Origin of the sequence: Maridesulfovibrio sp. (assembly GCF_963676065.1) — a bacterium.
In the GTDB taxonomy this organism is placed as follows: Bacteria; Desulfobacterota; Desulfovibrionia; order Desulfovibrionales; family Desulfovibrionaceae; genus Maridesulfovibrio.
Window position 1 is genome coordinate 654,084 of the sequence record NZ_OY780933.1, and the last position, 23,220, is coordinate 677,303.

The window sequence follows — 23,220 nt, forward strand, 5'->3', positions numbered from 1 at the left end:
AGGCGGATCTACCAGGCGTCTTTAAGCAGCCTGTCGACCGTGATCGCCACCGCACTTCTTACTGATAGATGGTTGTATCCGTCCATGAACCTGATAGGCCGTAAGCTGCCTTCTGCCATGTCCAGAATTTCGGGAGCCAACCCGTGCCCGGTACCGAAGACCAGCAATACGGGATGATCCTGCAACATTTCACGGACCTTATTCATGGTCGTGGTTCCTGCGCCCCGTGCGCTGGTAGTCACCAGTATCGGCTTCTTACCCGTTCCCGACTCGATATGCTCCACCACATCTTGCAGGGAATCCTTAACTCCTACATTGGAAAAGGCTGCGGCTCTGTCCGGGTTGAATTTACTACCCGGTCCCGAGGTCCAGTGCGAAATTATCCTTTCGGCAAGTTTCTTCTGATCCTCAATTGGAGTCACCGCAAAAAATCCGCTAATTGAGTAAGAGCGGGAAACGCGGGACATATCGTGAATATCGAGGTTTGTCAAAGAAACAGCAGCTTTTTCTCCAAATTTATTTAGCACTGGATAGTGCACCAAAGCCATATAAAGATTTTTTCCCAAACGTTTTCGGGGTATTGTGCGTAAATAACGCACATCATCTTTTTTTAGCCCTTCCGCTTCGCCCAGAAGCTCGGGACGCGCATCCAAGGTTGCGTCCAGAGACTCTTTTCTTCTCCATTCTTCAATCAAAGCATGGTTGCCTGAAGAGAGCACTTCCGGCACTTTCAGTCCTCCATATTCAGCAGGACGGGTGTAGTGCGGATACTCCAGCAGGCCGGAAGAAAAGCTTTCTTCTGTTCCGGATTCGGCATGCCCCATAAAATCAGGCAGCAAACGAGCCACAGATTCTATAAGGCACATGGCCCCGGCTTCACCTCCGTTGAGCACGAAATCCCCCACCGAAACCGGTTCAACGGGAAAAATGTCTTCAAAACGGGCATCAATACCTTCGTACCTTCCACAAACGAGGGTTATTTCCTCTTCGGCGGAAAGCTCGACAGCCAGCTTCTGGGTCAGCGGACGCCCTTTAGGAGAAAGCATAATCAGCCTCTTCCCTTTGGGGCAGCCTCCTTCCTTCACAGGCTTTATGCCTACGGAATCAAGAGCCTTGGCAATCGGGTCAACAAACATGACCATGCCAGGTCCACCGCCGTAGGGGCGGTCATCAACAGATTTATGGCGGTCTGTTGTGAACTCACGGGGATCGACTTTGTTGAAAGAGACAATTCCCTTTTCAACGCCTTTGCCCATAAGCCCGTGAGACAGCGGGGAATCAAAAAATTCCGGAAAGAGTGTAACCAGATTAAATTTCACTATGTCCAGCCTTGGAATTTAAAAAGCGGCACTCTGACCTATTTCTTTTTCTTCCCGTTATCTTTTGCATCTGTAAGATAGATGTCGAGCAGCCCTTCGGGCGGATCAACAACAACCTTTTTTGCATCAGGATCAACAGACAACACGAATTCATCTACAGCGGGAAAAAGTATTTCCTTTCCCTCTGGAGAAGATAGCACCCATGTTTCCTGCCCTGGGGCAAGAATAAAGTTCGAGATGGTTCCAACCACAGTTCCGTCTTCAAGCTCTACGCTCATGCCTTCAAGCTCGTACATGTAAACTTCATCATCCCCGGATTCGGGAAGATCCGCTTCACGCACAAGAATTTCCATGCCGCGCAGGCTTTCCGCCTGATCACGCCCCTCGACACCCTTAAATGTCAGGAGCATGCGCCCCTTATGTTTTCGGGAGGAGCGCACAACAAATCGACGGGGTTTCTGTCCATCTTTAGCAAGATAAAGACAGGGTACCTCGTCGAAGAGAAAAGGGGAGTCCGCATGAGATTCAATACAGACTTCCCCCCTGAGACCATGTGGTTTGACCACCTCGGCAACTACAAGCATTTCCATAGTAGCCTTCCGGCGGTTCCGGTTCGTGGGCTCTTATTCCAGAATTTCCAGAACAGAACGCTTTCTCACCTTGGTTGATGCAGCACCGAGCAGAGTTCTCATGGCACGCGCAGTGCGCCCCTGCTTACCGATAACTTTACCTAGGTCTTCTTTGGCGACCTTGAGTTCAATCACGGAAGTCTGCTCCCCTTCGATCTCGGTGACAACTACTTCATCCGGATTGTCAACAAGCGATTTCGCGATGTATTCTACTAAATCCTTCAACATGCAAACAACCTCCGCTTCTGATTTCGAGTGTGTACCGTGAGTAGTGAAGAAGAATTCGAACCTGGCGAGATACGAACCCTAGGAATCAGCTTTGAGGAGAGATTTTACAGTATTGCTGGGTTCAGCACCTCTCTCAAGCCACTTCTCTACTTTTTCCTTATCAATTTTCACTTCAACAGGTTCAACCATCGGGTTGTAGTAACCGCAGAAGTCCAAAGGACGACCGTCACGTCTGGTTTCGCTGTTGATTGCTACAATACGATAAAAAGGGCGTTTTTTGGAGCCCATACGGGTCAATCTGAGTTTAATAGCCATTGTCTACTTTCCCCCATATAATCTTAAATTAAGTGGTTCGTTAATAAATTGCAAGCAAATGCCCACAAAAAACTACTTCTTCTTTTTCTTGCGGGTCTGCTTTTTGAGCTTTTTCTTTTTGCGGGCAAGCAGGGTCTTCTTGCTTTTAGCTTTTGAAGGCTGGCCCATGCCATCCATTCCTTCAAGTCCTTCCAACCCTTCCATACCGGGCATTCCCGGCATTCCTGCACCGCCGCCAAGTCCGGGCATTCCGGGCATATTCGGCATCTTGGGCATTTTGCCCTTTCCGCCTTTACCGCCCATCATTTTCTTCATCATCTTGCTCATCTGCTCAAAATTCTTGAGCATCTGATTGACCTCTTCAAGCTTTACGCCGGAACCTTTCGCAATCCTCTGCCTGCGGCTGGGATTAATAAGCTTGGGCCGCCTGCGCTCTTCCATGGTCATGGACGAGATGATGGCTTCTATCCTGTTCAGTTCCTTGTCCGGGATCTCCATATCGCCGAGTTGCTTGGTCAACCCGCCGAGTCCGGGGATCATCTTCATGATCGACCCCATGGAACCGATCTTCTTCATTCTACGCATTTGGGTGCGGAAATCCTCAAGGTCAAATTCGGCCTTGCGGAATTTTTCGGTCAGCTTTTCCGCTTCTCCCTCATCCATAACCGACTGAGCCTTCTCAATCAGGGAAAGAACATCCCCCATACCGAGAATTCTCGATGCGGCCCTGTCCGGATAAAAGAGTTCCAATTCGGAAAGCTTTTCACCCACACCGACAAACTTAACCGACTTACCGGTAACTGATTTGATGGAGAGCGCCGCACCGCCTCGGGCATCACCATCCATTTTGGTAAGGACGACACCGGTAACATCAAGTTTGTCATCAAAGGTGGAAGCCACATTGACAGCGTCCTGACCTGTCATTGCGTCCGCCACGAAAAGTATTTCATCCGGAGTGCATTCTTCCTTGATGGAAACGAGTTCATCCATCAGGAGTTCATCGATATGCAGTCGTCCGGCTGTATCAAAAAGCAGAACATCGCATCCGGCTTCCTCCGCCTTGACCATAGCGTCACGGCAGATGTCCACAGGATTCATTTCCGTTGTGGACGGGTAGGCCGGCATATCCAGCTGCTTGGCCAGCACATGAAGCTGATCAATAGCAGCAGGGCGGTAAACGTCGGCAGGAACAAGATACGGTTTGAATTTCTTACGCCGCAGATGCAAGGCGATCTTGGCGGAAGAAGTAGTCTTACCGGACCCCTGAAGGCCGACCATCATTATCTTGGAAAGCTTGCCCTTTGTGAGTTTAAGGTCTTCCTGTTCACCACCGAGCAACTCGGTAAGCTCGTCGTTAACGACCTTAATTACCTGCTGTCCGGGAGAAAGTGATTTCTGAACCTCCTGCCCGAGAGCGCGCTCCTTTACCTTCTCCACAAAATCTTTAACGACCTTGTAGTTTACGTCCGCTTCTAGAAGAGCAAGGCGCACTTCACGCATTCCGGCCTGGATGTTTTTCTCATCCAGCCGTCCCTGCCCTTTAAAATTTTTAAAGGCTTCGGAAAGTCTATCTGATAGGCTGTCGAACAATTCTCTTACTCCGCCGGCTAAGCATTTTTACGCTCATAAATCTCAAAAGCATCACCTTTTTCTGGTTGATGCCAATTGCGTAAAGAAAGGGGTTGTCTGTTAAAGCTTTTATCTACCCAAGTCAAGTGAAGACTCATATCAACTTTTCGGAAAATGACAAACATTTATCGTCCATCTCAAAAAAATTACTTGCAATACTTCTTGCTTTTTTTGGCAATGAACCTTTAAATTGCTTATTCTTACATAACTCTCGCAAAGCATTTTAAGGAGGGGAAAATGCCCAACATAGTCAAAGGAGAACAATTTCATCTTGTTGACCCTATGGGAAGACTAAGGACAAAAATTTACATTTCAAACGAGGGAAGAGTTGTTGCCGATGTATACGATTCTACAGGGAACCTCAACAACCGGGTGGACCTGCAAAAAAACATTATGACGGGACCCACTGCACACCAAAACGTACCCCGGCATCAAAAAGAAACCCTCGGTGCATGGCATGCCCGCATCGGTAATGAAGTAAAACTGGCCCAGTCAAAACTACACGTCGGCTCTTATAAGCTATACATTGATTTTGTAGAGAACAACACCATGGCCAGCGGTAAATATCTTAATGAAGTAATTGATGTTTCCGGAGAAATAGTAGATGTTTCCACTAAAAGCTTCGGCGATCTTCATGTGGGACTCAAAGGGATTTCCAATTTTACCGCCGAGGTAATCTGTCATTTTACCGAAGACCAGATCCCGATTGTCAGCAACCTCAAGCCAGGCGTTAAAGTCCGCATTAAGGGGAAATGCACTGAATACGTCAACAAGCGGGTTAAAATATGGGGCTGCCAACTAGTTTAGTGTCATCCAGAACCATGAGGGGCACTGACCGGGCCGGCAATAATTACACTTATGCCTGTATCAAAACTGCTCCGACAAGAACTGCAGCACACCGCTGACGAGTGTATTGACTGCGGAAAATGCATGGCTCTATGCCGCTTTCTGGCTGAAAGCGGTTCCCCGGTGTCACTAGCCATGAGGGGCCTCTCCTCTGACAAGGATGCTGACACGCTGGCAATCAGGTCATATGATTGCTCCGTTTGCGGGTTATGTTCGGCTGTATGCCCGGTGGCGGCAACCCCGGAACGCATGTTCAAGGAATTTCGCAACCACGCTCAGGCAAACGGCCTATTCAAACTCCAGCGTTACTCTCCCCTGCTAAAATATGAGAGACTGGGCCGTCACTTTCCATTTAAAGGCGAATCTATTCCTGCATCCTGCAAGACGGTTTTCTTTCCGGGCTGCACCCTCCCCGCAATGCATCCCGAAGCCACCACTATGACCTATAAAATTTTGAAAAGATTGGACCCGAAACTGGGACTGGTCTTTAACTGCTGCTCCAAACCATCCAAGATGCTGGGGCTGAATGACAAATACGAGGAACAACTTTCCAGCCTTGTGCAACGTCTTGAACGCAAAGGGGTCGGGAGAATACTCACCGCCTGCCCCAACTGCTATATGACGTTTAAAGAATTCAATACCAAGCTTGAAATCGTCTCCGTATATCAGGCATTGAAATCTTCCGGCTTTGCCCCGGTAATTCCTGCCATTAAGGAAGTAACCGTGCATGATCCCTGCGTAACCCGCTATGAAACTGAAATGCACAAGCATGTGCGGACGCTTATTAAATCCACCGGGGTCAGGGTCATTGAGATGAAGCATAGCCGCACTAAAACTTTATGCTGCGGCGAAGGCGGGGCGACCCAGTTTAACAATAAAGGTTATGCAAAAAACTGGTCCCGAAAACGGATTGGAGAAGCCCGGAGAACCGGAGTTCCCATAGTAACCTATTGTGCCGGATGCGTTAATTTTCTCGGGGGCAAGTATCCTACAATCCATGTCCTCGACCTTTTGACCGTTAAAAGAAAAAACATCCCGAAACCGGCAACCTTTCCATTTAATTACCTGAACAGGCTTATTCTAAGATTTTCTATCCGGTAATTTTTTTGAATACGGCCCTTCTAAATCAAACCAGTTCCATGTAACACATTTGCAAATGAGTTCAGACAAAACAACACTCACAGCCTCGGAATTCCCCCTTGCCCTGTTCGGACTGGGACTGCCGTTAATTCTCGCCGCCTTCAGCCTGAGCGGGTACCGTGCGCCCGATAACACGGCAGAACTCCTTGCGACCGGACTGGCTGTTCTAGGGCTGCTTATGGAAATGCTGGGCCGAAACAGACAAAACGCGACACCGCTTTGGCTTAAGGCCGGAATCCCCGCGCTGCTTGTAACCTGGTTTTTCTTTAGCAACTTCAGTTCCCTAGCATGGAATGCACTGGACCAGTTACCACTGATAATGGAAAGCAGGCCGCTCATTTTTCTGATGGTGACAGCATTATGGTTGACGATATTCCCTCCACCGACTCCGAAACAAATCACTTTCTGGGCCAGCTGGCTGGCCATATTCATTTGTCTGGAATTCGGTTGCCGTTTTTTTCTACTGCATCAACCAGCAGCACCGTCCCTTTTCGGCTTACAAATCATCACCGGACCACTATTGCTGGCAGGACTTTGCTCCAGCCTGCATAACCCCGACGAGAACACATTCTCCCGCCTATTCATACTGGCGGGAATATTCTGCTCTCTTGGAAGGGACACTATACTGGCATCTGTAATTATCCTGCTTATTTCAGGACCTCGGGGCGGACTCAAAAAGACCCTGATAATTATTGCCATGCTCCTTTTTAATTATCTGTCACTGTCAATTCATGAAATGAACTTCATGAACCGACAGGACCTGCCTTCATACTGGCTATGGTTTTCCGTACTGGAGCTTTTCGCGCATAATCCTGACCTGCTCCTTACCGGATTTTCATTAAGCACCCCTCTACCGCTGAATGTTCCGGCTTCACTATGGACTCTCTGGCACGGACAGCAACAGCTCTGGACCGGATCAGGAATATACCTGTTCCATGTCCTTCCCTTTTGGCTGCACCTGCTGAGCGCATGGGGAATCGCCGGGCCATGTGCCGCTGCCGCTGCAGGAACAGCCTTGTACAGAAAATTCCCTTCAGCCATGATGGGTAGTCTCATGATCGCTGTCTTCTTCTGCGGCTTCTTTAGCCCCCTTCTCTATACCCCGGCCTGCGCGCTCTTTATTTTTTCAACCTTGATCGCAGCCACACAGCCTGAATTTCAAACCTTCCGCTTTGAATAACCAACTCTCCTAAGCCTCTAAAAATATGTAATTAACTATGCTAGAGCGGTGCTAATTACATATCTACTACTTTTTGAGATACTTTTGTAATACATTTATATATCAGAAAAGTTTTTATTATGAATTAATAATGATTATATTTACATCGATATTCGTTTATTTTTAATAATCAATTTAATTTTATTTTGTATTACAAATGTATTGACAATTGTCTTTTTTATGGGGAAGATGCTTCAAAACAAGGCAGGAAAAACAGACACAATGAGCAGAAAAGTAAAATCCGTGAGAGTCCCTATAGAACTGGAGACTCTCAATCTTTCCAAACTAATCCGGGAATTTGAGAACTATCTCAGAGACTTGGAATCTGCCACATTGTTAAAACAGGAAGGCAACCGTGACGCAGCGGAAGCCCTGATCAAAACAAGGCAACTGGATTTGGGAAAAAGAATTGCCAAAATGATATGGGAAGCCAGAGTTGAATATGGTAAAATGAAATAACTTTTACTAATGTATTACTAAATGTAAACATTTCGTATTACAAAAAACATCTGTGCAAATTAATAGCGATCGGGGCAGCCATAATGAAACCAAAAAAGATCAGCGAGAGCAGGACGTTAATGACCTACCGAGTCTTGCCGCAGGATACCAATCCGGCAGGCAACCTTCATGGGGGAGTACTGCTTAAGCAACTGGACCTTGTTGCCGCCACCTGCGCTATGCGCCATGTGCGCAAGCCGGTGGTAACAGCTTCGATCGACCGCATGAACTTTCTGCGACCGGCCTATGTGGGGGAACTCATCAACCTGCATGCTAATGTAAATATGGTCGGCAGGACATCTATGGAGATAGGGGTTCGCGTTGAGGCTGAAAATTTATTAACCGGTGAGATCAGACATACGAATTCGGCTTATCTCACCTTTGTGGCCATTGGTGAAAATGGAAAACCGTCACCGGTTCCGCCGCTGATCCTTGAAACCGGAGTCGATCACAGACGGAACAGGGAAGCAGTGGAGCGCAGGGCTGTGCGTAAAGAGGAAAGACTTCGGGAAACCGCCTCCGCAGCACAGAACACGAGCAGGGAATAAATCTCATCTTACACAGCTCGAGCAGTGCGATTATCGCCATATTTAGATAAATCCGCACTGAATTGCATCTTCCAGCAGATTGCATGCTACTCCGAGTCTGGTTTCTGGCCGGGAGCTCCACCCTCCCGGCTAAAAATTTCGGCATCCTGCTCCTAGGGCGCCCGGCCTGGGTAAACCCGGTCCGGGCCGGGCGCCGCGCTTTTCAACACTATCAAGGCCGGAAAGCCCCGGCATGCTGATCTCAGCATGCCGGGGCTTTCCACGTTCAAAATCTTTTGTGCACTAAATATTTGCAGGTCGAGCGACTAGCTGCCGAGAACAACGGACAACCGACGACCAAGCCCGATTCCACTGGAATTTATGACGGCCTCGTAAGCCCAGCACTCCACTCCTGACTGGACAGCCTTGTAAAAAAGGTCCGCATATTCAGGATCAATAAAATCAGCTGGGCCGAAACAGTTCCCATCATTGCGCTGCACAAAAAAGAAAAGGGCTACCCTATCCCCTTTGGAAGCAAGGTCCATAAGCTCAACGATATGTTTGCGACCGCGTTCTGTCTGGGCATCGGGAAAACAGGCCACATCGTCTTCTACCAGCGTAACGTTTTTGCACTCCACCCAGAGCTTAGGCAATTTGCCGGAATCATCAGTAAAGAGACCATCAAGGCGGCTGTTGCCTACTTTCGCTTCACGCTTGAGGGTTGTATACCCCTCAGCCTCAGACAACTGCCCGGCCTCAAAGGCAAGCTGTAACATCTTATTGGGAACGGCTGTATTCACGCCGATCATATCACCGAAAGGCATAACAGCTTCAAGCGTCCATTTTAATTTACGCTTGGGATTCTGTGCCGGGGAGATGAAAATTTCCTGCCCTTCACGCAGCAACCCCAGCATGGACCCGGTGTTGTTCGTATGCACCCCGACGAGCTCTCCATCCAGCATGGCTTCCACAGTAAAACGCTTATACCGGCGGACGAAAAGAGCTCTGCGACATCCTTGTGGATAAAAAATTAACAGTTCTGACATTTTACATTCCCACCCTGATGTGATTATAGTTTTTTAAAGACGGGGCGCTATAGCTATTCATTGACAACAAAAGCAATAATCAAGAGACGTTGTGTCATAATTAATAAAATAAAGCATCTGCTAAGAACCGTGAACTGACATTAATACATGATAACAAAACCCCTTGTTTGACAATGATTTTCAGACCATCTGATACCCAGACTAAGACCTAAAACCCCTTGACGAATCACTAGGTATCTGGAATATCGTCCTGTTAGTCACGGTGTGACAGAATTCACATTTTTGGCTTTGTTTGAAAGCCGCCATCAATTTCCGGACCCTGCGTGAAATGCATGCAGCGGCCTGAAATTATTATTGTTTACAATACAGGTAACAAAAAATGAGTCTTGCACAAAAATTGTCGGAACGAAAAGATGATCTGACGGAGAAATGGTACGACCTGGTTCTTTCTTCCTATCCTAAGGAAACCCAGCAAGTCTGGAGATCCAACAAAGACCAGTTCACCAACCCTGTCGGAGTAACCATCAAGAAGGTAACAGGAGAATTGTTTGACCTTATACTTGAATGGAAAAGCGCCGACGATCTTGCAAACTCTCTTGACGAACTGATCAAGATCAGGACCGTACAAGACTTTGCACCATCTAAAGCTTTAAGCTTTGTCTTTCTTTTTAAGAAACTCCTGAGAGACGAGTTCATGGAGGAACTGAAGAGCGAAGGCAAACTTGATGAGTTGCTCGCGTTTGAGGCCCGGATTGATAATCTGGGACTTATCGCGTTCGACATCTATACCAAGAATAGGGATTTGATTGCGCAAATGAGAATTGAAGAGATTAAAAGATCTCATCACATGCTCCTTCGGCGGGTCAACAAAATCGAGGACGCTTCGGCCAAAGGGGCCGGACAGGTGTAGTGGCCGGCTTCCCCCGGAAGCCAAACGTTATAAGCGAGGTGAAGGTAGATGAACGCTTTGTACTCACTCGTTTTAGTTTTTGCCCTGGTGCTCATCGCGCTCTTCGGAGTGGGGTCCGCACACATGGCAGGACTGTTCGGCACGCTGTTACCGTACGTAGCAGTTGCCGTATTTCTGGTTGGCTTTGCCAGCCGGATTATTGGCTGGGCCAAAAGCCCGGTTCCTTTTCGTATCCCGACAACGGGAGGACAGCAAAAGTCTCTGGATTTTATCCAGCATGACCGCTTTGACAATCCCGTAACTCCGGGTCAAACTTTTATCCGCATGATCCTTGAGGTCTGTTGCTTTCGTAGCCTTTTCAGGAATACAAAAGTAGAACTCAGGGACGGAAGAGTAACTTATGCCTCATCCAAATGGCTGTGGCTTTTTTCACTGCTCTTCCACTACTCATTCCTGCTCATCGTGATCAGGCACATGAGACTCTTCTTCGAACCTGTGCCTGCTTGCATCGGTTTCGTTGAATTTCTTGACGGTATCTTGCAGATCGGTGTTCCCAGACTGTACATGTCTGATCTCCTGATTCTCGCCGGCCTCGGCTTCCTGCTCGGCCGCAGACTCAAGGACCCCAAACTTCGTTACATTTCTCTGGTAACCGACTACTTCCCGCTGCTTCTCATCATCGGCATCGCCCTTTCCGGCATTTACATGCGCTACTTTGCTCATGTAGATTTACTTGCCATCAAGAAGCTCACAATGGGTCTGGTAACCTTCAGCCCTGTCATTCCCGCGGGAGTCAGTGTGGTGTTTTACATCCACCTCTTCCTCGTATGTGTGCTGCTGGTGTACTTCCCCTTCAGTAAGTTGATGCACGCAGGTGGTGTATTCCTTTCTCCGACAAGGAACATGCCTAACGATACCCGTATCAACCATCACGAAAACCCCTGGAATGATCCCAACATCAAGCCTCACAGCTATGAAGCTTATGAGGATGAATTCAGGGAAGCAATGATTGAAGCGGGTCTCCCGGTGGAAAAAAAGGCATAGAGCGTCTTATAAGACCTATGCCGGACAGACCTTAAATATCTTTTGATGAGGAGTTGACATGGCTGACCTCCCAAAAGCTGATGAGCTTTTTAAAAGCATTAATTACACACCGCCGTCCACAGGCTGGATGGATACCCCGGTAGATACTTCTCCGGGTAACTGGTGTTATCCCGCTAAGGCGGAAAAACTCGAATATCTGGGATTTCCGAACCCCCGTGAGTGGAGTCCGGAAGACGTTGACTGGAAACTTCCTGAAAACTGGCAGGACATCGTCCACGAAGGTTTCAAGGAAAGACTCGGAAAATACCGTTCACTGAAAGTATTCATGGACATCTGTGTTCGCTGTGGCGCCTGTGCAGACAAGTGTCACTTCTTCATCGGTTCCGGTGATCCAAAGAACATGCCCGTCCTGCGTGCGGAACTTATGCGTTCCATCTATCGTAAGGACTTCACCCTGGCCGGTAAAATTCTCTCCACCCTGACAGGGTCGCGAGTAATGACCGAAGATGTTCTCAAAGAATGGTTCATTTACTTCTATCAGTGCACAGAATGCCGCCGGTGTTCCCTGTTCTGCCCCTACGGCATCGATACAGCGGAAGTAACCATGATGGCGCGTGAGCTGCTGCATCTGTGCGGTGTGAACATCAACTGGATCATGGAACCGGTTTCCAACTGTAACCGTACCGGTAACCATCTCGGTATCCAGCCCCACGCATTCAAAGACATCGTCGACTTCATGGTTGACGACATCGAAGAAATCACCGGTAAACGCCTGAACGTTCCCTTGAACGAAAAAGGCCATGAAGTAATCTTCATTACTCCTTCCGGTGACGTGTTCGCTGATCCCGGCATCTACACCTTCATGGGTTACCTGATGCTGTTCGATCACATCGGACTCGACTATACACTCTCCACCTACGCATCTGAAGGCGGTAACTTCGGTCTCTTCACTTCTGCTGATATGATGAAGAAATTGAACGCCAAGATGTACGCCGAAGCCGACCGCCTCGGTGCCAAATGGATTCTCGGCGGTGAGTGCGGCCACATGTGGCGTGTTATCAACCAGTATATGGATACCATGAACGGACCTGCGAACAATCTTGAAGTTCCAGTCAGCCCGATCACCGGTACCGTGTTTGAAAACGCACGCCAGACCAAAATGGTCCACATCACCGAATTCACTGCTGACCTGATGAAGCACAATAAATTGAAGCTTGATCCCAGCAGAAACGATCATATCCGCGCAACATTCCATGACTCCTGCAACCCGGCCCGTGCCATGGGTTTGATGGACGAACCCCGTTACGTCATCAAGAACGTTGTTAAGAACTTCTTTGAAATGCCTGAACAGACCATCCGCGAGCAAACTTTCTGCTGCGCTGGCGGTTCCGGCCTTAACACTGACGAAATCATGGAAATCCGCATGCGCGGTGGTCTGCCTCGCGGTAACGCACTGAAATCAGTTAAGGATCAGTATGATGTAAACATGCTCTCCTGCATCTGCGCTATTGACCGTGCGACCCTTGTCCCTCTAGCCAACTACTGGGCTCCCGGCGTAGACGTCTGTGGTGTTCACGAGCTGGTTGGTAACGCTCTCATCCTTGACGGTGAAAAAGAGAGGGAAACAGACCTTCGCTTCAATCCTCTGCCCGGGAAGGAGGGTTAATCAATGCACTACGGTGGAAAAATAATAACCGGACTGGTCATTTTCCTTGGCCTGGTGTCCATGCCCTTTTGGTTCAACATCGGCGGAAGCTACGAAGAACCAAAAGTGCAGCTGCCTAAGAACGCTAAAATTTGTGTCGCTCCCACGCAGAACATGCGTGAAACACACATGAAGCTTCTTAACGAGTGGAGAGACATGGCTCTTCGTGAAGGCAAAAGAACTTACATCAGTGCCCAAGGCAATAAATACACCATCAGCCTTCAGAACACATGTATGCAGTGCCACACCAGCAAGGAAGAGTTCTGCGACAAGTGTCACGTTGATGCTAGTGTTACTCCCTACTGCTGGGATTGCCACGTACCTCCCAAGGAGGCTAAATAATGAAACAGAGTAGAAGAAACTTCCTGAAGTTTGCAGGGCTGTCCGCTGCCGGACTCTGCATCGCTCCCACCGCTGCCTTGGCATCCGGTGGCCCCAGCGGTGGAGCCCACTACGAAGTGACCGCTAAACATCTGCACGCCAAACGGTGGGCAATGGTTATCGACACCCGCAAACTCAATACTGAAGAAGCAATTGAAGCTCTGGCTGAAACCTGCCACCACATCCATAACGTACCGACCACCATTGGCACCGATCAGGAAGTCAAATGGTTATGGTCCGGAACTTACGGTGAAGTTTTTCCTGAACAGGAAAACAACTTCCCTTCCGAAGCTCAGGAAAAGCACAGGTTCCCCCTGCTCTGCAACCACTGCGAGCACCCTTCCTGTGTTAGAGTATGCCCCACAAAGGCTACTTTCCAGCGCCCTGACGGTATTGTAGCAATGGACTACCACCGCTGCATCGGTTGCCGCTACTGCATGGCTGCCTGCCCTTACGGTTCCAGAAGCTTCAACTTCATGGATCCCAGAAAACATCTGGATATGGACAAAATCAACACGAAGTTCCCCACCCGTATGCGCGGTGTTGTGGAAAAATGTAACTTCTGTGTTGAGCGTCTCGCTACAGGCGAAATGCCTGCCTGTGTAGAAAAATCCGGTGGCGCAATTATCTTCGGCGATCTGCAGGACCCTGATTCAACAGTCAGAAAGGCTCTGCGTGAAAACTTCACCATCCGTAGAAAACCGTCCGTAGGTACCGAACCGGGCGTTTACTACATCATTTAGGGGGAAGCTTGATATGCTCGAAAAAGCTCTAAAAGGCGGACCGAAGTATTGGGCCTGGATTGGTTTCCTGCTGCTCATAATTGCTGCCGGTTTCTGCACTTACATTGGACAGCTTCAGGAAGGTATGACAATCACAGGCATGAGCCGTGATGTTTCCTGGGGCTTCTATATCTCACAGTTCACCTACCTTGTCGGTCTTGCCGCATCCGGGGTTATGATCGTACTGCCTTACTACTTCCATCATTACAAGAAGTTTAAAGGCATGGTAATCATGGGTGAATTCATGGCCATCGCTGCCGTTGTCATGTGTCTCGGTTTCATTATCGTCGACATCGGGCAGCCTCAGCGTATGCTCAACATCGTGTTCCATCCGACTCCGAACTCTATCCTTTTCTGGGATATGATCGTTCTGAACGGTTATCTTCTCTTGAACGTCGTTGTTGGCTGGACTTGCCTTGAATGTGATCGTCAGCGCGTTTCCCATCCTAAATGGGTTAAACCTCTGGCCTACACTTCCATTGTATGGGCATTCTCCATTCACACAGTTACCGCGTTCCTGTATGCCGGTCTGCCCGGCCGCCACTACTGGCTTTCCGCCATTCTGGCAGCCCGCTTCCTGGCTTCCGCATTCTGCTCAGGACCCGCGATTCTGCTGCTTGTTGTGTTCGTTGTCCGCAAGCTCACAAAATATGAGCCCGGCAAAGGCGCAATCAAGACTCTGACTACTATCATCACCTATGCAATGTGTGTGAACGTTTTCTTCTTCCTGCTGGAAGTATTCACCGCATTCTACTCAAACATACCGGGACATATCCACTCCTTCGCGTATCTCTTCGCAGGTAGCCATGGCCACCACGAACTGGTGCCCTGGATGTGGACCGCAGTTGCATTCGGCCTCGGTAGCCTTGCACTGCTCATCCCGCCCAAACTGCGTTACAACCAGAAGCTGCTGCCCTGGTCCCTCGCTATCCTCGTTATCGCAACATGGATTGATAAGGGCCTTGGCCTGCTGATCGGCGGTTTCACACCGAACCCGTTCAACGAAGTCACTGTTTACTGGCCCACCGGTAAAGAGCTCATGATTTCCATGATGGTTTACGCACTCGGCGCGCTTGTTCTGACTTTCCTTTACAAGATTGCAACAGACGTAAAGCGTGAAATCGGAGAGCTGATTACTGAAGACTAATCAATCTCGGATTACTGATTTGAAAGCCCCTGTCTCTTCCGAGGCAGGGGCTTCTTTATATCTATCGGACATCCTTCCTGATCTGAATCAATCATTAATACTATAGCATAAAAACAAGTCAATTTCTAACGTCAGCTAACGGATAGAACAATCGACAGTTATCGATTTAATGTTACGGATATTAAATTTTGAAGTACTAAAAAAGCCGCCCATCCCTGTTAAGGATAAGCGGCTTTCTCGCGCAAGAATAATCTTACGCAGGGAGACTTAAGTATGAGCGACTATACGTAGTCTCCCCGGTTAAATTTAATCTGCTCAGTCACGGCCACGGTTTCCAATTCGGATACTATGGAACCAAGCTCCGGATTCTCACTTTGTACACCCGGCCAATCCTTCTTGAGGGACTCAACTCCACCTTGAATACCTTCAAGAGTCGAATAGGCCTGCTTCAACCCGTTCTCATCAGGTGAGCCGAGTTGCTGGGCATAGCTTTCAAGCTTTCCGAAGAGGTCTTCCACCTTACCGACAAACTCACTTTCGCTGACCTGTGCGGACTGCTGAACCTGAGCTACCTGCTGCACCTGCAGCAAGGGATTCATGGCCTGAAGACCCGGCACCGGCGGTGCGGAAACCGCGCCGTTATTCTGCGCTGCTCCTTGCTGAACTTCCTGATTCAGGAATTCGCCGAACGCTGCCCCGTCAACCTTCTTTGCCTTATTTTCCTGTTGCTGCTGTTGCAGCTTTAAGGCTTCAATCTGTTCAGGACTTATCTTCATATTATACTCCTCAGCCTTTGGTTTCATAGCATACTATGCAATGAGCTTGCCAAACTACATATTTTAACATAATCGGCTGATATAACTTAATTTGTATTTATTAAAGACTCGGAAAATAATGCCCAATTTCGCGTAAAAAACAGCATAACGAGACTTTTTTTCCTTGTTGACGATAAATCATAAGAAAATGCTTGTCCATGGCCTACTTTATCGGATAATATTGGAAGTAAGAAATTTTAAGTGCACTTTCTTATCCACGCACAACCTTACAAATATGGAGGTATAACTATGGCTGAAATCAAGAAGATACTCTGTGCAGTGGACTTTTCGGATCACAGCCCCCTGGTAGCCGAATACGCAAGTACCCTTGCCAAGACTCTGGGAGCCGAAATCACTTGCCTTTACGTTGCCCCTTCACTGGATCAATACGTGGGATTCCATGTTCCGCCAAGCTCCATTGAAAACTTTGTTGGTGAAATCGTCACCGGCGCGGACAGCACCATGGAGACATTCATCGCTGAAAACTTCAAGGATGTAACTGCAAGCGGAAAGGTTGTTACCGGTTACGCTGCCGAAGAAATTCTCGCGATTTCAGAAAGTGAAAACGCGGATATGATTATCATGGGCACACACGGCCGTGCGGGTATTGACCGTATCCTTTTCGGTTCTGTAGCTGAGAAGGTGGTAAAGGCTGCCAAGAGCCCGGTTTTAACTATCAGACCCTCCTAGAAATAACCTTATAACCGACCCGAAGACTGTCACCCCGGTCTGACGGTCACGCCTTCTAACCTTAAAAAAGCCCCCCGTACTTCTTGGTACAGGGGGCTTACTCTATCTATTTTTGTTCCTTTTCTTTAATTTTTTATTTTGCAGGGCTATTTCGCGCCAACGTTCTTTCTCCACCCGGTCTGCAGACTTATTTCTTCTTTGAGTGATATAAGTAAGCTCCCGTTTCATTTTATAATAACTTTCCAGACGTTCAGGGGAAAGCTCTCCTTGATCGACTGCACGAAGCACATTGCAGCCGGGATCATTTAGATGATCGCAATCAGCGAAACGGCAATACCGCGCATAATCCTCAATATCCACGAATGCCTCTGACGCTCCGCCGTTATTGGTATAGAAAGCAATCTCGCGAATACCGGGATTATCTATCAGCATTCCTCCCTGCGGCATGACGATCAAATCGCGCCCTGTGGTTGTATGCATGCCTTTGCCGACGCTTTTACTCACGCAACCCGTATCTTGGACATGCTGACCGTAAAGCCTGTTTAAAAGCGTTGATTTGCCGGCGCCGGAAGAACCTACCATTGAAACCGTCTTCCCGGGAGTCAGATACTTTTCCAGTTCCAGAATTCCGGCTTCATCATTAGCCGAAACCAGATGCACGGGAACACTAAAAGCTACAGATTCAATTTCCTCCACGCATGCCAGCGGCTCAGCGTGTAGATCTCCCTTGCTTAAAACGACAACAGGAGCCAGATTGCAATTGTAAACGAGTGTCAGATAACGCTCGATACGCCGAACATTATAATCGCGATCCAACCCGCAAACAATCAGCACGGTGTCCAGATTCGCAGCCATGACCTGTTCTTCTGCCGACTGATCCTCTCTCTTTCCACGCCCACCAGAGGCTCCCCGCGATAGCACATTGCGTCTGGGCAGCACTTTTATGATACGGGAATCTTCGATCAGCACCCAATCACCGGTAACGGGAAACAATTCCCCCTCTCCCGGCAATCCGGCTTTATAACGTATTCTACCGGAAAGGGTTGCCTGTAACTCTTCTTCGCCCTGACTCAATTGGAATATATCTTTATTCACGCTCACGACACGGGCAGGAGTGTAATCAAAATCAATTTCTTCCTGAAAAAAATCTGACCAGCCCATGGCTGTCAGTTTACTTCGACTATTAGTATTTTTAGTTATTTCCAAGATTGTTTTCATCTTGTGTCACCATTTGTTTTTCCTGATCGCAGGAGATTTTCTTACATAGCGTATGTAGGCAAAACGGCTGTTTATAGAACACAACTAGCCGACACACCTGAACAATACGGACAGTGCAATTAGTAATGGTATGAACATGTCACCGACAAAATTTGGGAATAACAATAGAGGCGGAACCCTAAAGCAGAGTTCCGTTACGGCGTTAGCCGGGAAGGAAGCAGAAAAGTTCCTTAATGATATTTATAGTTGTTCCACCTGAGGCAGAACCAGATCATATGCTACCGGCTTGTTACCCGTTGTCGGCAACTTGCGGTACAATCTCCAATGATCTTATCAACATAAAATCTCCTTAAAACAATTATCACATGTTAGAAAATTCTTACGTACACTATTATGAGCTGTCAACAGCAGATATTTTGACAAACTTCCCGTTCCAAACTAATAAAACCGTACCTGCCTTTTAATATATATCTGCTTTTATTACACCGAAGGCATCTTTTTTTCAAAAAAGCGCTCAGCGCACTACAATTACCAAGGAATCAGCATGTCCGCCATCAAAGTCCGCTCCGATATGATGGACTCAAAGCCCTACGCACCGGGTCTGACCATCGAAGAAATCAAAGAAAAATACGGCCTCGATACCGTCATCAAACTCGCAAGCAACGAAAACCCGCTGGGGGCATCGCCAATGGCCCAAAAAGCCATCAGCCGCCACGCGCCTTACGCATTCCGCTACCCTCATAACGGCAACCCCCGTTTAAACAAAGCAATTGCCAAGCGCGCAGGCGTATCGGAAGATCAGGTCATAAGCGGCAACGGTTCGGACGAGATTCTCGACCTGCTGGTACGCATTAAGGCCACTCCCGGCAGGGACGAAGTAATCACCTACGAATCATGCTTCAGCATGTATCGCCTTATGTCGCACCTCTGCGCTATCAATTTCCGCCAGATTCCCCGTGATGAAGGACATAAACAACCCATCAAAGCCATCACCGAAGCTGTTACTGATAAAACCGCAATTGTATTCATCACTTCACCGGACAACCCGACAGGACTTGCTGTCACGGTGGATGAAGTGCGTGAAATGGCGGCATCCATACCGGAGCAAACCCTGCTGGTCATCGATGAAGCCTACATAGAATTCGCCAGACCGGCTGAAAAATATGACATGCGCGGTCTGCTGAACGAATTTCCCAACATAGTCCTGACCCGCACCTTCTCCAAGGCCTACGCACTGGCCGGACTGCGCATCGGCTACGGCATAATGAGTCCTGAACTTGCCGAGTATATCAAAAGCGCCCGGGCACCTTTCACCGTAAACCTGCTGGCCGAAGAAGCAGGCATTGCCGTGCTTGAAGATGAAGCTTTCTTCAATACTACAATGGACGTTGTTCTACGTGGGCGCACCCTTTTTACTGATGAAATCCGCAAAATGGGCTGCGAAGTGCTTGATTCCCAGGCCAACTTCATTATGTTTAAGCCCACCCGCGATGCCATGGATGTTTTCCAGAAGTTGCTGGAACGCGGAATCATTGTCCGCCCGCTGAAAAGCTTCGGACTTGATGAGTACATCCGGGTTAATATGGGAACTGATCAGGAAAACAAAATATTTCTGAAAACACTTAAGGAGATCCTTTAATGGATACACCTTTCATTATTACTCTGGACGGACCCGCCGGTGTAGGCAAATCAACCCTTGCTAAACGGCTGGCCGACCGATTTGAAATAGCCTACCTCGATACCGGGGCGATGTTCCGCGGCACTGCGTGGAAGCTTGGTCAGGGGTCATGGGACTGGGATGAAGAGAAGCTCGACGAAGCGCTCAAAGGGCTGGAATTCACCCTCTCCGGCAGTGGCAGCAATTCCACTCTAAGCCTGAACGGAACTCCGCTGACGGATGAAATTCGCACCGAGACAGTCGGGATGTGGGCTTCCAACATGGCCAGAATACCGGCCGTGCGCGAATATCAGAAAATAGCTCAGCGCCGCATAGGCGAAACAACATCGCTGATAGCTGAAGGCCGCGATATGGGCACCGTAATATTCCCGCAGGCTCCCTGTAAATTTTTCCTTGATGCCGACCTTGAAGAACGGGCCCGCAGACGCTTTGAACAGCTGAAGGAAATGGGCAAACCGGCGGAAATGGAAGAACTGATTGAACAGATTGGTAAACGTGACGAGCAGGACCGCAACCGCAAAGTCGCACCGCTCAAACCGGCGGAAGACTCCATCCTTGTGGATACAACCAATCTCGATATTAATGGAGTATTTGACAAGTTAGTGTTCGCAACTGAAAAAAAGATCAATTAAAAACGAACACACTATTTCATGTGTTTCAGGCCGCTTGGATAATTTTCCAAGCGGCCTTTATTTTATATCAACCCAAATGTTGCTTGACTTTAAGGCTCTACGTACTACCTAATTAATCCATGAATCACCAACTAGACCAAACGGAGCTATCCGTGAAAATATCTTCTATTCTGAAAAAAATCTTTCCCGAACCGCTCGGACCGGTTTCAAATGAATTAACCGATGAACTGGCGGCTTCCTTTTTTCCCGCAGACTCAACCAGACTGGCCCACATGCGTCAGGCATGCCGTACCGCAAGCCGACTGGCCTATCAGATGGACTACGATGAGCAGACCGCGAAAAAAATCATCACCGCTGCTCTTTTTCATGATGTGGGCTATTCTGAAAAGCTTAACAAAACCGGATTTCACCCTCTCGACGGAGCGGCTTACCTCGCCCACTGTAACGCTCCCGAAGACGTAATCAGTGCTGTTCTCTGGCATTCCAGCACCCCGATTGAAATTGAGAATCTCCCCGAGATCAAAAAAATATACGACAACTTTCCCGGCCCGAACTACGACAGCCCTATCCATAAGGCAGTTGCATACGCGGACTTCAGGACCTCCCCCCTCGGCGAATCCTACTCTTTCGGCCAACGCATTGCTGAGCTTGAAAGCAGATTTGGAATCGGTTCAGTTCCGCCGTCCATAGCTCGCATGACTCTGCCATACGCCCGCAAGAATCAGCGGGATTATGCCAGCACCATCGCCTGTGCACAGGGTAAAAATCTGCCATGGATTTTCTGCGACATCGACAACACCCTGATCATGCCGGGAAAACGCATCGATCGCCGCACCCTGAACGCAATCAACCGCTACACCACAGCAGGCGGGCATTTCTCGCTCATTAGCGGAAAACATATGATCAGCGTCCCGCATCTGATCAGCTGCGTCGGCGACCACACACCGCATGTCGGAGTAAACGGTTCGGTAATTGTGCGCAACGGCAGGCTGGAGATTTTCGGTGAAACCATCACCCCCTTCAAAGCTATTGAAGACGCACTGCTGGAAGCAAATGTAAACTACGCGACCTATGTGCAGGATGGCATCTGGACCCGTTCTGATCTCAAAGCAAAAGAACTGGAGGACTTCGCCAACGTAGGTGAAATAATGCCCCAGTCCGGTCCTACCCCGGAAGAAAAAGGAGCCATTAAAATCCTGACCTTTTCCCATCGCGACCAGACGGAACAATGCGAACTTGTCCGCAATCTTGCCGATGCATACGGCATGAACTGCGTACGCACGGCCGAAGATTTCCTTGAGATAGGACCCGCCAGGCACGGAAAACATTCCGCCATGATGCAGATCATGAAAGAAGCAGGATGGTCGGACCTCAACTCCATCGCCATAGGTGACAGTGAAAACGACCTCACCATGTTCGGGCACGCAGGCATAAGCGCTGTCGTCGCCAATGCAGCAAGGGAGGCTTTGCCTTCGGCAGATATGATCATCCCGGCCTGCGAGGAATATGGTGTAGCCCGTCTTCTGGACACGCTTGTGGATTCAGCTCAAGACGGCTGCTGGTCCATCCCCTGCAACTGGCTTTCTGCCCATAAATAAAGACTTTTTTCAGTCCGGTTGCGACTTTCCGTCATTGTGCTATAAGAATCAGAGTTAAACTCTGAGCACTTTTCGCACTTTTAAGGAGGTCGCTCCGGTATGAAAAAATCCCTTATACTCAGCACTGCGGCAATTACACTCACTTTTGCCGTGTTATTGTTGACCTCCGGTTGCTCCAAAAACAGCACCGCTACCATCAACAACTGGGGCGCTGATCTGACCAAAGCCCTGACCACCGAAAATCCTTTTCAGGAAATTGAACTCTTTTACGGAACAGACCGACACTCCGGAGGAAGCACCGAACCGGCAAAAGCATACAATGCTGACCGGGGAGAACTCAGCTGGGGAGCCTGCTCTGTTGCCGTTCCATATGACAAAAAGATCAAGACCCTGAAAAAGTCCGCTTTCACCATGACTTCATACGGAATGCGTCCCGACGGAGAATATACGCTCAAGGATGTTCGCCCGCTTCCCCGGAAGTCAATTGAAACAATTTTACCCAAAAGACTGGCCAGATGCCCGGACAAATCCGCACTGGTTTTTATTCACGGGGTGGATGTTTCATTTGAGGAAGCCGCCCTGAGCACCGCACGCCTGAGCTACCATCTGCAATATCAGGGCGCACCCATCTTTTTCAGCTGGCCGGCTCAGGCGGAATACCTGCAGGATGAGAAAAATGCGCAATACTCAATTGCACAGCTGACCGAATTCATCAAAACGATCGCACAGACTCTGCAAGCGGAAGACATCTACCTGATCGGCGACGGCATGGGCTGCCTGCCGCTGTGCGAGGCAATGACAAAAGTAAAACTCGCTCCCGCTGATATGGCCCGCATCAGGGATTTGATCCTCATAACCCCGGATATAAACCGCACTAAATTTGCTGAAGACATACTGCCCCGAATGCATAACACAAGCGCTCATATCACGGTCTACACTTCAAACACCGATGATGCCCTGACCACCGCCCACAAAAACCGCGCAGGAGTCAGACTTGGCGATGTTTTAAATAACACAGACATGCCGGGGATCGATTTTGTGGACGCTTCCGCAGTCAGCACAAACATGAACGGCAAACCCATGGTCGTAAAAAAGACATCAATCTACAACGACATTTCAAGCATAATAAAATAGCATAAGTTTATCACAAATAAAGAACCGCGATACCTTTGAGGGTATCGCGGTTCTTTATTTGTTCTTCAAATTGCCGGAAAGCGGAGACTG

At 48.6% G+C, this 23,220-nt stretch carries 24 protein-coding genes; 16 read left to right on the plus strand and 8 right to left on the minus strand.

The genetic code is table 11. The features are described 5' to 3' along the window. Positions 1-8: 8 nt before the first annotated feature. The 5 genes from trmD to ffh all read right to left on the minus strand — a co-directional run bounded on the left by trmD (position 9) and on the right by ffh (position 4,081). Complete coding sequence (gene trmD / locus ACKU35_RS02855; RefSeq protein ID WP_319762947.1) at positions 9-1,319, minus strand: tRNA (guanosine(37)-N1)-methyltransferase TrmD; 1,311 nt, start codon at positions 1,317-1,319, stop codon at positions 9-11. 38 nt (positions 1,320-1,357) lie between these two features. Continuing rightward, complete coding sequence (rimM, locus tag ACKU35_RS02860; protein WP_319762949.1) at positions 1,358-1,909, minus strand: ribosome maturation factor RimM; 552 nt, start codon at positions 1,907-1,909, stop codon at positions 1,358-1,360. Positions 1,910-1,942: 33 nt separating this feature from the next. Then, positions 1,943-2,176, minus strand: coding sequence for a KH domain-containing protein (locus ACKU35_RS02865; protein WP_012765792.1), 234 nt, complete (start codon positions 2,174-2,176; stop codon positions 1,943-1,945). A 78-nt stretch (positions 2,177-2,254) separates the two neighbouring features. After that, a complete protein-coding gene (gene rpsP / locus ACKU35_RS02870) occupies positions 2,255-2,491 on the minus strand; it encodes a 30S ribosomal protein S16 (RefSeq protein WP_319762955.1) in 237 nt (78 codons plus the stop codon). 72 nt (positions 2,492-2,563) lie between these two features. Continuing rightward, a complete protein-coding gene (gene ffh, locus ACKU35_RS02875; RefSeq protein ID WP_319762957.1) occupies positions 2,564-4,081 on the minus strand; it encodes a signal recognition particle protein in 1,518 nt (505 codons plus the stop codon). A gap of 276 nt (positions 4,082-4,357) precedes the next feature. Between ffh and ACKU35_RS02880 the strand changes: the two genes are divergently transcribed. The 5 genes from ACKU35_RS02880 to ACKU35_RS02900 all read left to right on the plus strand — a co-directional run bounded on the left by ACKU35_RS02880 (position 4,358) and on the right by ACKU35_RS02900 (position 8,371). After that, positions 4,358-4,927 carry an OB-fold protein gene (locus ACKU35_RS02880; RefSeq protein WP_319762958.1) on the plus strand — a complete coding sequence of 190 codons (570 nt, stop codon included), beginning with the start codon at positions 4,358-4,360 and terminating at the stop codon, positions 4,925-4,927. Positions 4,928-4,978: 51 nt separating this feature from the next. Continuing rightward, the gene (locus ACKU35_RS02885) at positions 4,979-6,067 is read left to right on the plus strand and encodes a (Fe-S)-binding protein (protein ID WP_319762959.1); all 1,089 of its coding nucleotides are present in this window, start codon (positions 4,979-4,981) and stop codon (positions 6,065-6,067) included. Between the two features lie 55 nt (positions 6,068-6,122). Further along, a complete protein-coding gene (locus tag ACKU35_RS02890; protein ID WP_319762961.1) occupies positions 6,123-7,286 on the plus strand; it encodes a hypothetical protein in 1,164 nt (387 codons plus the stop codon). A 261-nt stretch (positions 7,287-7,547) separates the two neighbouring features. Then, positions 7,548-7,784 carry a hypothetical protein gene (locus ACKU35_RS02895; RefSeq protein WP_319762963.1) on the plus strand — a complete coding sequence of 79 codons (237 nt, stop codon included), beginning with the start codon at positions 7,548-7,550 and terminating at the stop codon, positions 7,782-7,784. A gap of 83 nt (positions 7,785-7,867) precedes the next feature. Beyond that, on the plus strand, positions 7,868-8,371 hold the full coding sequence (locus ACKU35_RS02900; RefSeq protein ID WP_319762965.1) for an acyl-CoA thioesterase: 504 nt from the start codon (positions 7,868-7,870) through the stop codon (positions 8,369-8,371). A 305-nt stretch (positions 8,372-8,676) separates the two neighbouring features. Here the strand turns inward: ACKU35_RS02900 and sfsA are convergent, their stop codons facing one another. After that, positions 8,677-9,396 (minus strand): DNA/RNA nuclease SfsA, encoded by a 720-nt coding sequence (gene sfsA, locus ACKU35_RS02905; protein ID WP_319762966.1) that lies wholly within the window; start codon positions 9,394-9,396, stop codon positions 8,677-8,679. A 379-nt stretch (positions 9,397-9,775) separates the two neighbouring features. Between sfsA and ACKU35_RS02910 the strand changes: the two genes are divergently transcribed. Genes ACKU35_RS02910 through dsrP form a run of 6 tightly spaced genes read left to right on the plus strand, consistent with a single transcriptional unit; the run spans position 9,776 to position 15,365 of the window. Then, positions 9,776-10,306, plus strand: coding sequence for an RsbRD N-terminal domain-containing protein (locus ACKU35_RS02910; protein WP_319762968.1), 531 nt, complete (start codon positions 9,776-9,778; stop codon positions 10,304-10,306). Positions 10,307-10,354: 48 nt separating this feature from the next. After that, positions 10,355-11,350 carry a sulfate reduction electron transfer complex DsrMKJOP subunit DsrM gene (dsrM, locus tag ACKU35_RS02915; protein WP_319762970.1) on the plus strand — a complete coding sequence of 332 codons (996 nt, stop codon included), beginning with the start codon at positions 10,355-10,357 and terminating at the stop codon, positions 11,348-11,350. Positions 11,351-11,408: 58 nt separating this feature from the next. Next, entirely contained in the window at positions 11,409-13,016 is a 1,608-nt protein-coding gene (gene dsrK / locus ACKU35_RS02920; RefSeq protein ID WP_319762972.1) for a sulfate reduction electron transfer complex DsrMKJOP subunit DsrK, read from the plus strand. Between the two features lie 3 nt (positions 13,017-13,019). After that, positions 13,020-13,397 carry a sulfate reduction electron transfer complex DsrMKJOP subunit DsrJ gene (dsrJ, locus tag ACKU35_RS02925; RefSeq protein ID WP_319762974.1) on the plus strand — a complete coding sequence of 126 codons (378 nt, stop codon included), beginning with the start codon at positions 13,020-13,022 and terminating at the stop codon, positions 13,395-13,397. Beyond that, a complete protein-coding gene (gene dsrO / locus ACKU35_RS02930) occupies positions 13,397-14,179 on the plus strand; it encodes a sulfate reduction electron transfer complex DsrMKJOP subunit DsrO (protein ID WP_319762976.1) in 783 nt (260 codons plus the stop codon). The genes dsrJ and dsrO overlap by 1 nt, the downstream gene beginning before the upstream one ends. A gap of 13 nt (positions 14,180-14,192) precedes the next feature. After that, the gene (dsrP, locus tag ACKU35_RS02935) at positions 14,193-15,365 is read left to right on the plus strand and encodes a sulfate reduction electron transfer complex DsrMKJOP subunit DsrP (protein ID WP_319762978.1); all 1,173 of its coding nucleotides are present in this window, start codon (positions 14,193-14,195) and stop codon (positions 15,363-15,365) included. A gap of 281 nt (positions 15,366-15,646) precedes the next feature. On the opposite strand, the gene ACKU35_RS02940 is transcribed toward dsrP, so the two are convergent. Then, a complete protein-coding gene (locus ACKU35_RS02940; RefSeq protein WP_319762980.1) occupies positions 15,647-16,141 on the minus strand; it encodes a hypothetical protein in 495 nt (164 codons plus the stop codon). Between the two features lie 288 nt (positions 16,142-16,429). Between ACKU35_RS02940 and ACKU35_RS02945 the strand changes: the two genes are divergently transcribed. Further along, entirely contained in the window at positions 16,430-16,870 is a 441-nt protein-coding gene (locus tag ACKU35_RS02945) for a universal stress protein (RefSeq protein ID WP_319762982.1), read from the plus strand. A 102-nt stretch (positions 16,871-16,972) separates the two neighbouring features. On the opposite strand, the gene rsgA is transcribed toward ACKU35_RS02945, so the two are convergent. Next, a complete protein-coding gene (gene rsgA, locus ACKU35_RS02950; RefSeq protein WP_319762984.1) occupies positions 16,973-18,088 on the minus strand; it encodes a ribosome small subunit-dependent GTPase A in 1,116 nt (371 codons plus the stop codon). Between the two features lie 544 nt (positions 18,089-18,632). Between rsgA and hisC the strand changes: the two genes are divergently transcribed. The 4 genes from hisC to ACKU35_RS02970 all read left to right on the plus strand — a co-directional run bounded on the left by hisC (position 18,633) and on the right by ACKU35_RS02970 (position 23,130). Continuing rightward, positions 18,633-19,727, plus strand: coding sequence for a histidinol-phosphate transaminase (gene hisC / locus ACKU35_RS02955; protein ID WP_319762986.1), 1,095 nt, complete (start codon positions 18,633-18,635; stop codon positions 19,725-19,727). Then, positions 19,727-20,398: a (d)CMP kinase gene (gene cmk, locus ACKU35_RS02960; protein WP_319762988.1), complete on the plus strand. Its 672-nt coding sequence runs from the start codon at positions 19,727-19,729 to the stop codon at positions 20,396-20,398. Before hisC ends, cmk begins: the two co-directional genes overlap by 1 nt. Before the next feature lie 152 nt (positions 20,399-20,550). After that, complete coding sequence (locus ACKU35_RS02965; RefSeq protein WP_319762990.1) at positions 20,551-21,996, plus strand: HAD-IIB family hydrolase; 1,446 nt, start codon at positions 20,551-20,553, stop codon at positions 21,994-21,996. Positions 21,997-22,095: 99 nt separating this feature from the next. Beyond that, positions 22,096-23,130, plus strand: coding sequence for an alpha/beta hydrolase (locus ACKU35_RS02970; protein ID WP_319762992.1), 1,035 nt, complete (start codon positions 22,096-22,098; stop codon positions 23,128-23,130). Positions 23,131-23,220 lie beyond the last annotated feature (90 nt).

Excerpts from the sequence above, each read along its gene's own strand:
- rimM (WP_319762949.1), bottom strand. The coding sequence starts at position 1,909 with ATGGAAATGCTTGTAGTTGCCGAGGTGGTCAAACCACATGGTCTCAGG.
- ACKU35_RS02865 (WP_012765792.1), bottom strand. The coding sequence starts at position 2,176 with ATGTTGAAGGATTTAGTAGAATACATCGCGAAATCGCTTGTTGACAAT.
- rpsP (WP_319762955.1), bottom strand. The coding sequence starts at position 2,491 with ATGGCTATTAAACTCAGATTGACCCGTATGGGCTCCAAAAAACGCCCT.
- ACKU35_RS02880 (WP_319762958.1), top strand. The coding sequence starts at position 4,358 with ATGCCCAACATAGTCAAAGGAGAACAATTTCATCTTGTTGACCCTATG.
- ACKU35_RS02885 (WP_319762959.1), top strand. The coding sequence starts at position 4,979 with ATGCCTGTATCAAAACTGCTCCGACAAGAACTGCAGCACACCGCTGAC.
- ACKU35_RS02890 (WP_319762961.1), top strand. The coding sequence starts at position 6,123 with ATGAGTTCAGACAAAACAACACTCACAGCCTCGGAATTCCCCCTTGCC.
- ACKU35_RS02895 (WP_319762963.1), top strand. The coding sequence starts at position 7,548 with ATGAGCAGAAAAGTAAAATCCGTGAGAGTCCCTATAGAACTGGAGACT.
- ACKU35_RS02900 (WP_319762965.1), top strand. The coding sequence starts at position 7,868 with ATGAAACCAAAAAAGATCAGCGAGAGCAGGACGTTAATGACCTACCGA.
- sfsA (WP_319762966.1), bottom strand. The coding sequence starts at position 9,396 with ATGTCAGAACTGTTAATTTTTTATCCACAAGGATGTCGCAGAGCTCTT.
- ACKU35_RS02910 (WP_319762968.1), top strand. The coding sequence starts at position 9,776 with ATGAGTCTTGCACAAAAATTGTCGGAACGAAAAGATGATCTGACGGAG.
- dsrM (WP_319762970.1), top strand. The coding sequence starts at position 10,355 with ATGAACGCTTTGTACTCACTCGTTTTAGTTTTTGCCCTGGTGCTCATC.
- dsrK (WP_319762972.1), top strand. The coding sequence starts at position 11,409 with ATGGCTGACCTCCCAAAAGCTGATGAGCTTTTTAAAAGCATTAATTAC.
- dsrJ (WP_319762974.1), top strand. The coding sequence starts at position 13,020 with ATGCACTACGGTGGAAAAATAATAACCGGACTGGTCATTTTCCTTGGC.
- dsrO (WP_319762976.1), top strand. The coding sequence starts at position 13,397 with ATGAAACAGAGTAGAAGAAACTTCCTGAAGTTTGCAGGGCTGTCCGCT.
- dsrP (WP_319762978.1), top strand. The coding sequence starts at position 14,193 with ATGCTCGAAAAAGCTCTAAAAGGCGGACCGAAGTATTGGGCCTGGATT.
- ACKU35_RS02940 (WP_319762980.1), bottom strand. The coding sequence starts at position 16,141 with ATGAAGATAAGTCCTGAACAGATTGAAGCCTTAAAGCTGCAACAGCAG.
- ACKU35_RS02945 (WP_319762982.1), top strand. The coding sequence starts at position 16,430 with ATGGCTGAAATCAAGAAGATACTCTGTGCAGTGGACTTTTCGGATCAC.
- rsgA (WP_319762984.1), bottom strand. The coding sequence starts at position 18,088 with ATGAAAACAATCTTGGAAATAACTAAAAATACTAATAGTCGAAGTAAA.
- hisC (WP_319762986.1), top strand. The coding sequence starts at position 18,633 with ATGTCCGCCATCAAAGTCCGCTCCGATATGATGGACTCAAAGCCCTAC.
- cmk (WP_319762988.1), top strand. The coding sequence starts at position 19,727 with ATGGATACACCTTTCATTATTACTCTGGACGGACCCGCCGGTGTAGGC.
- ACKU35_RS02970 (WP_319762992.1), top strand. The coding sequence starts at position 22,096 with ATGAAAAAATCCCTTATACTCAGCACTGCGGCAATTACACTCACTTTT.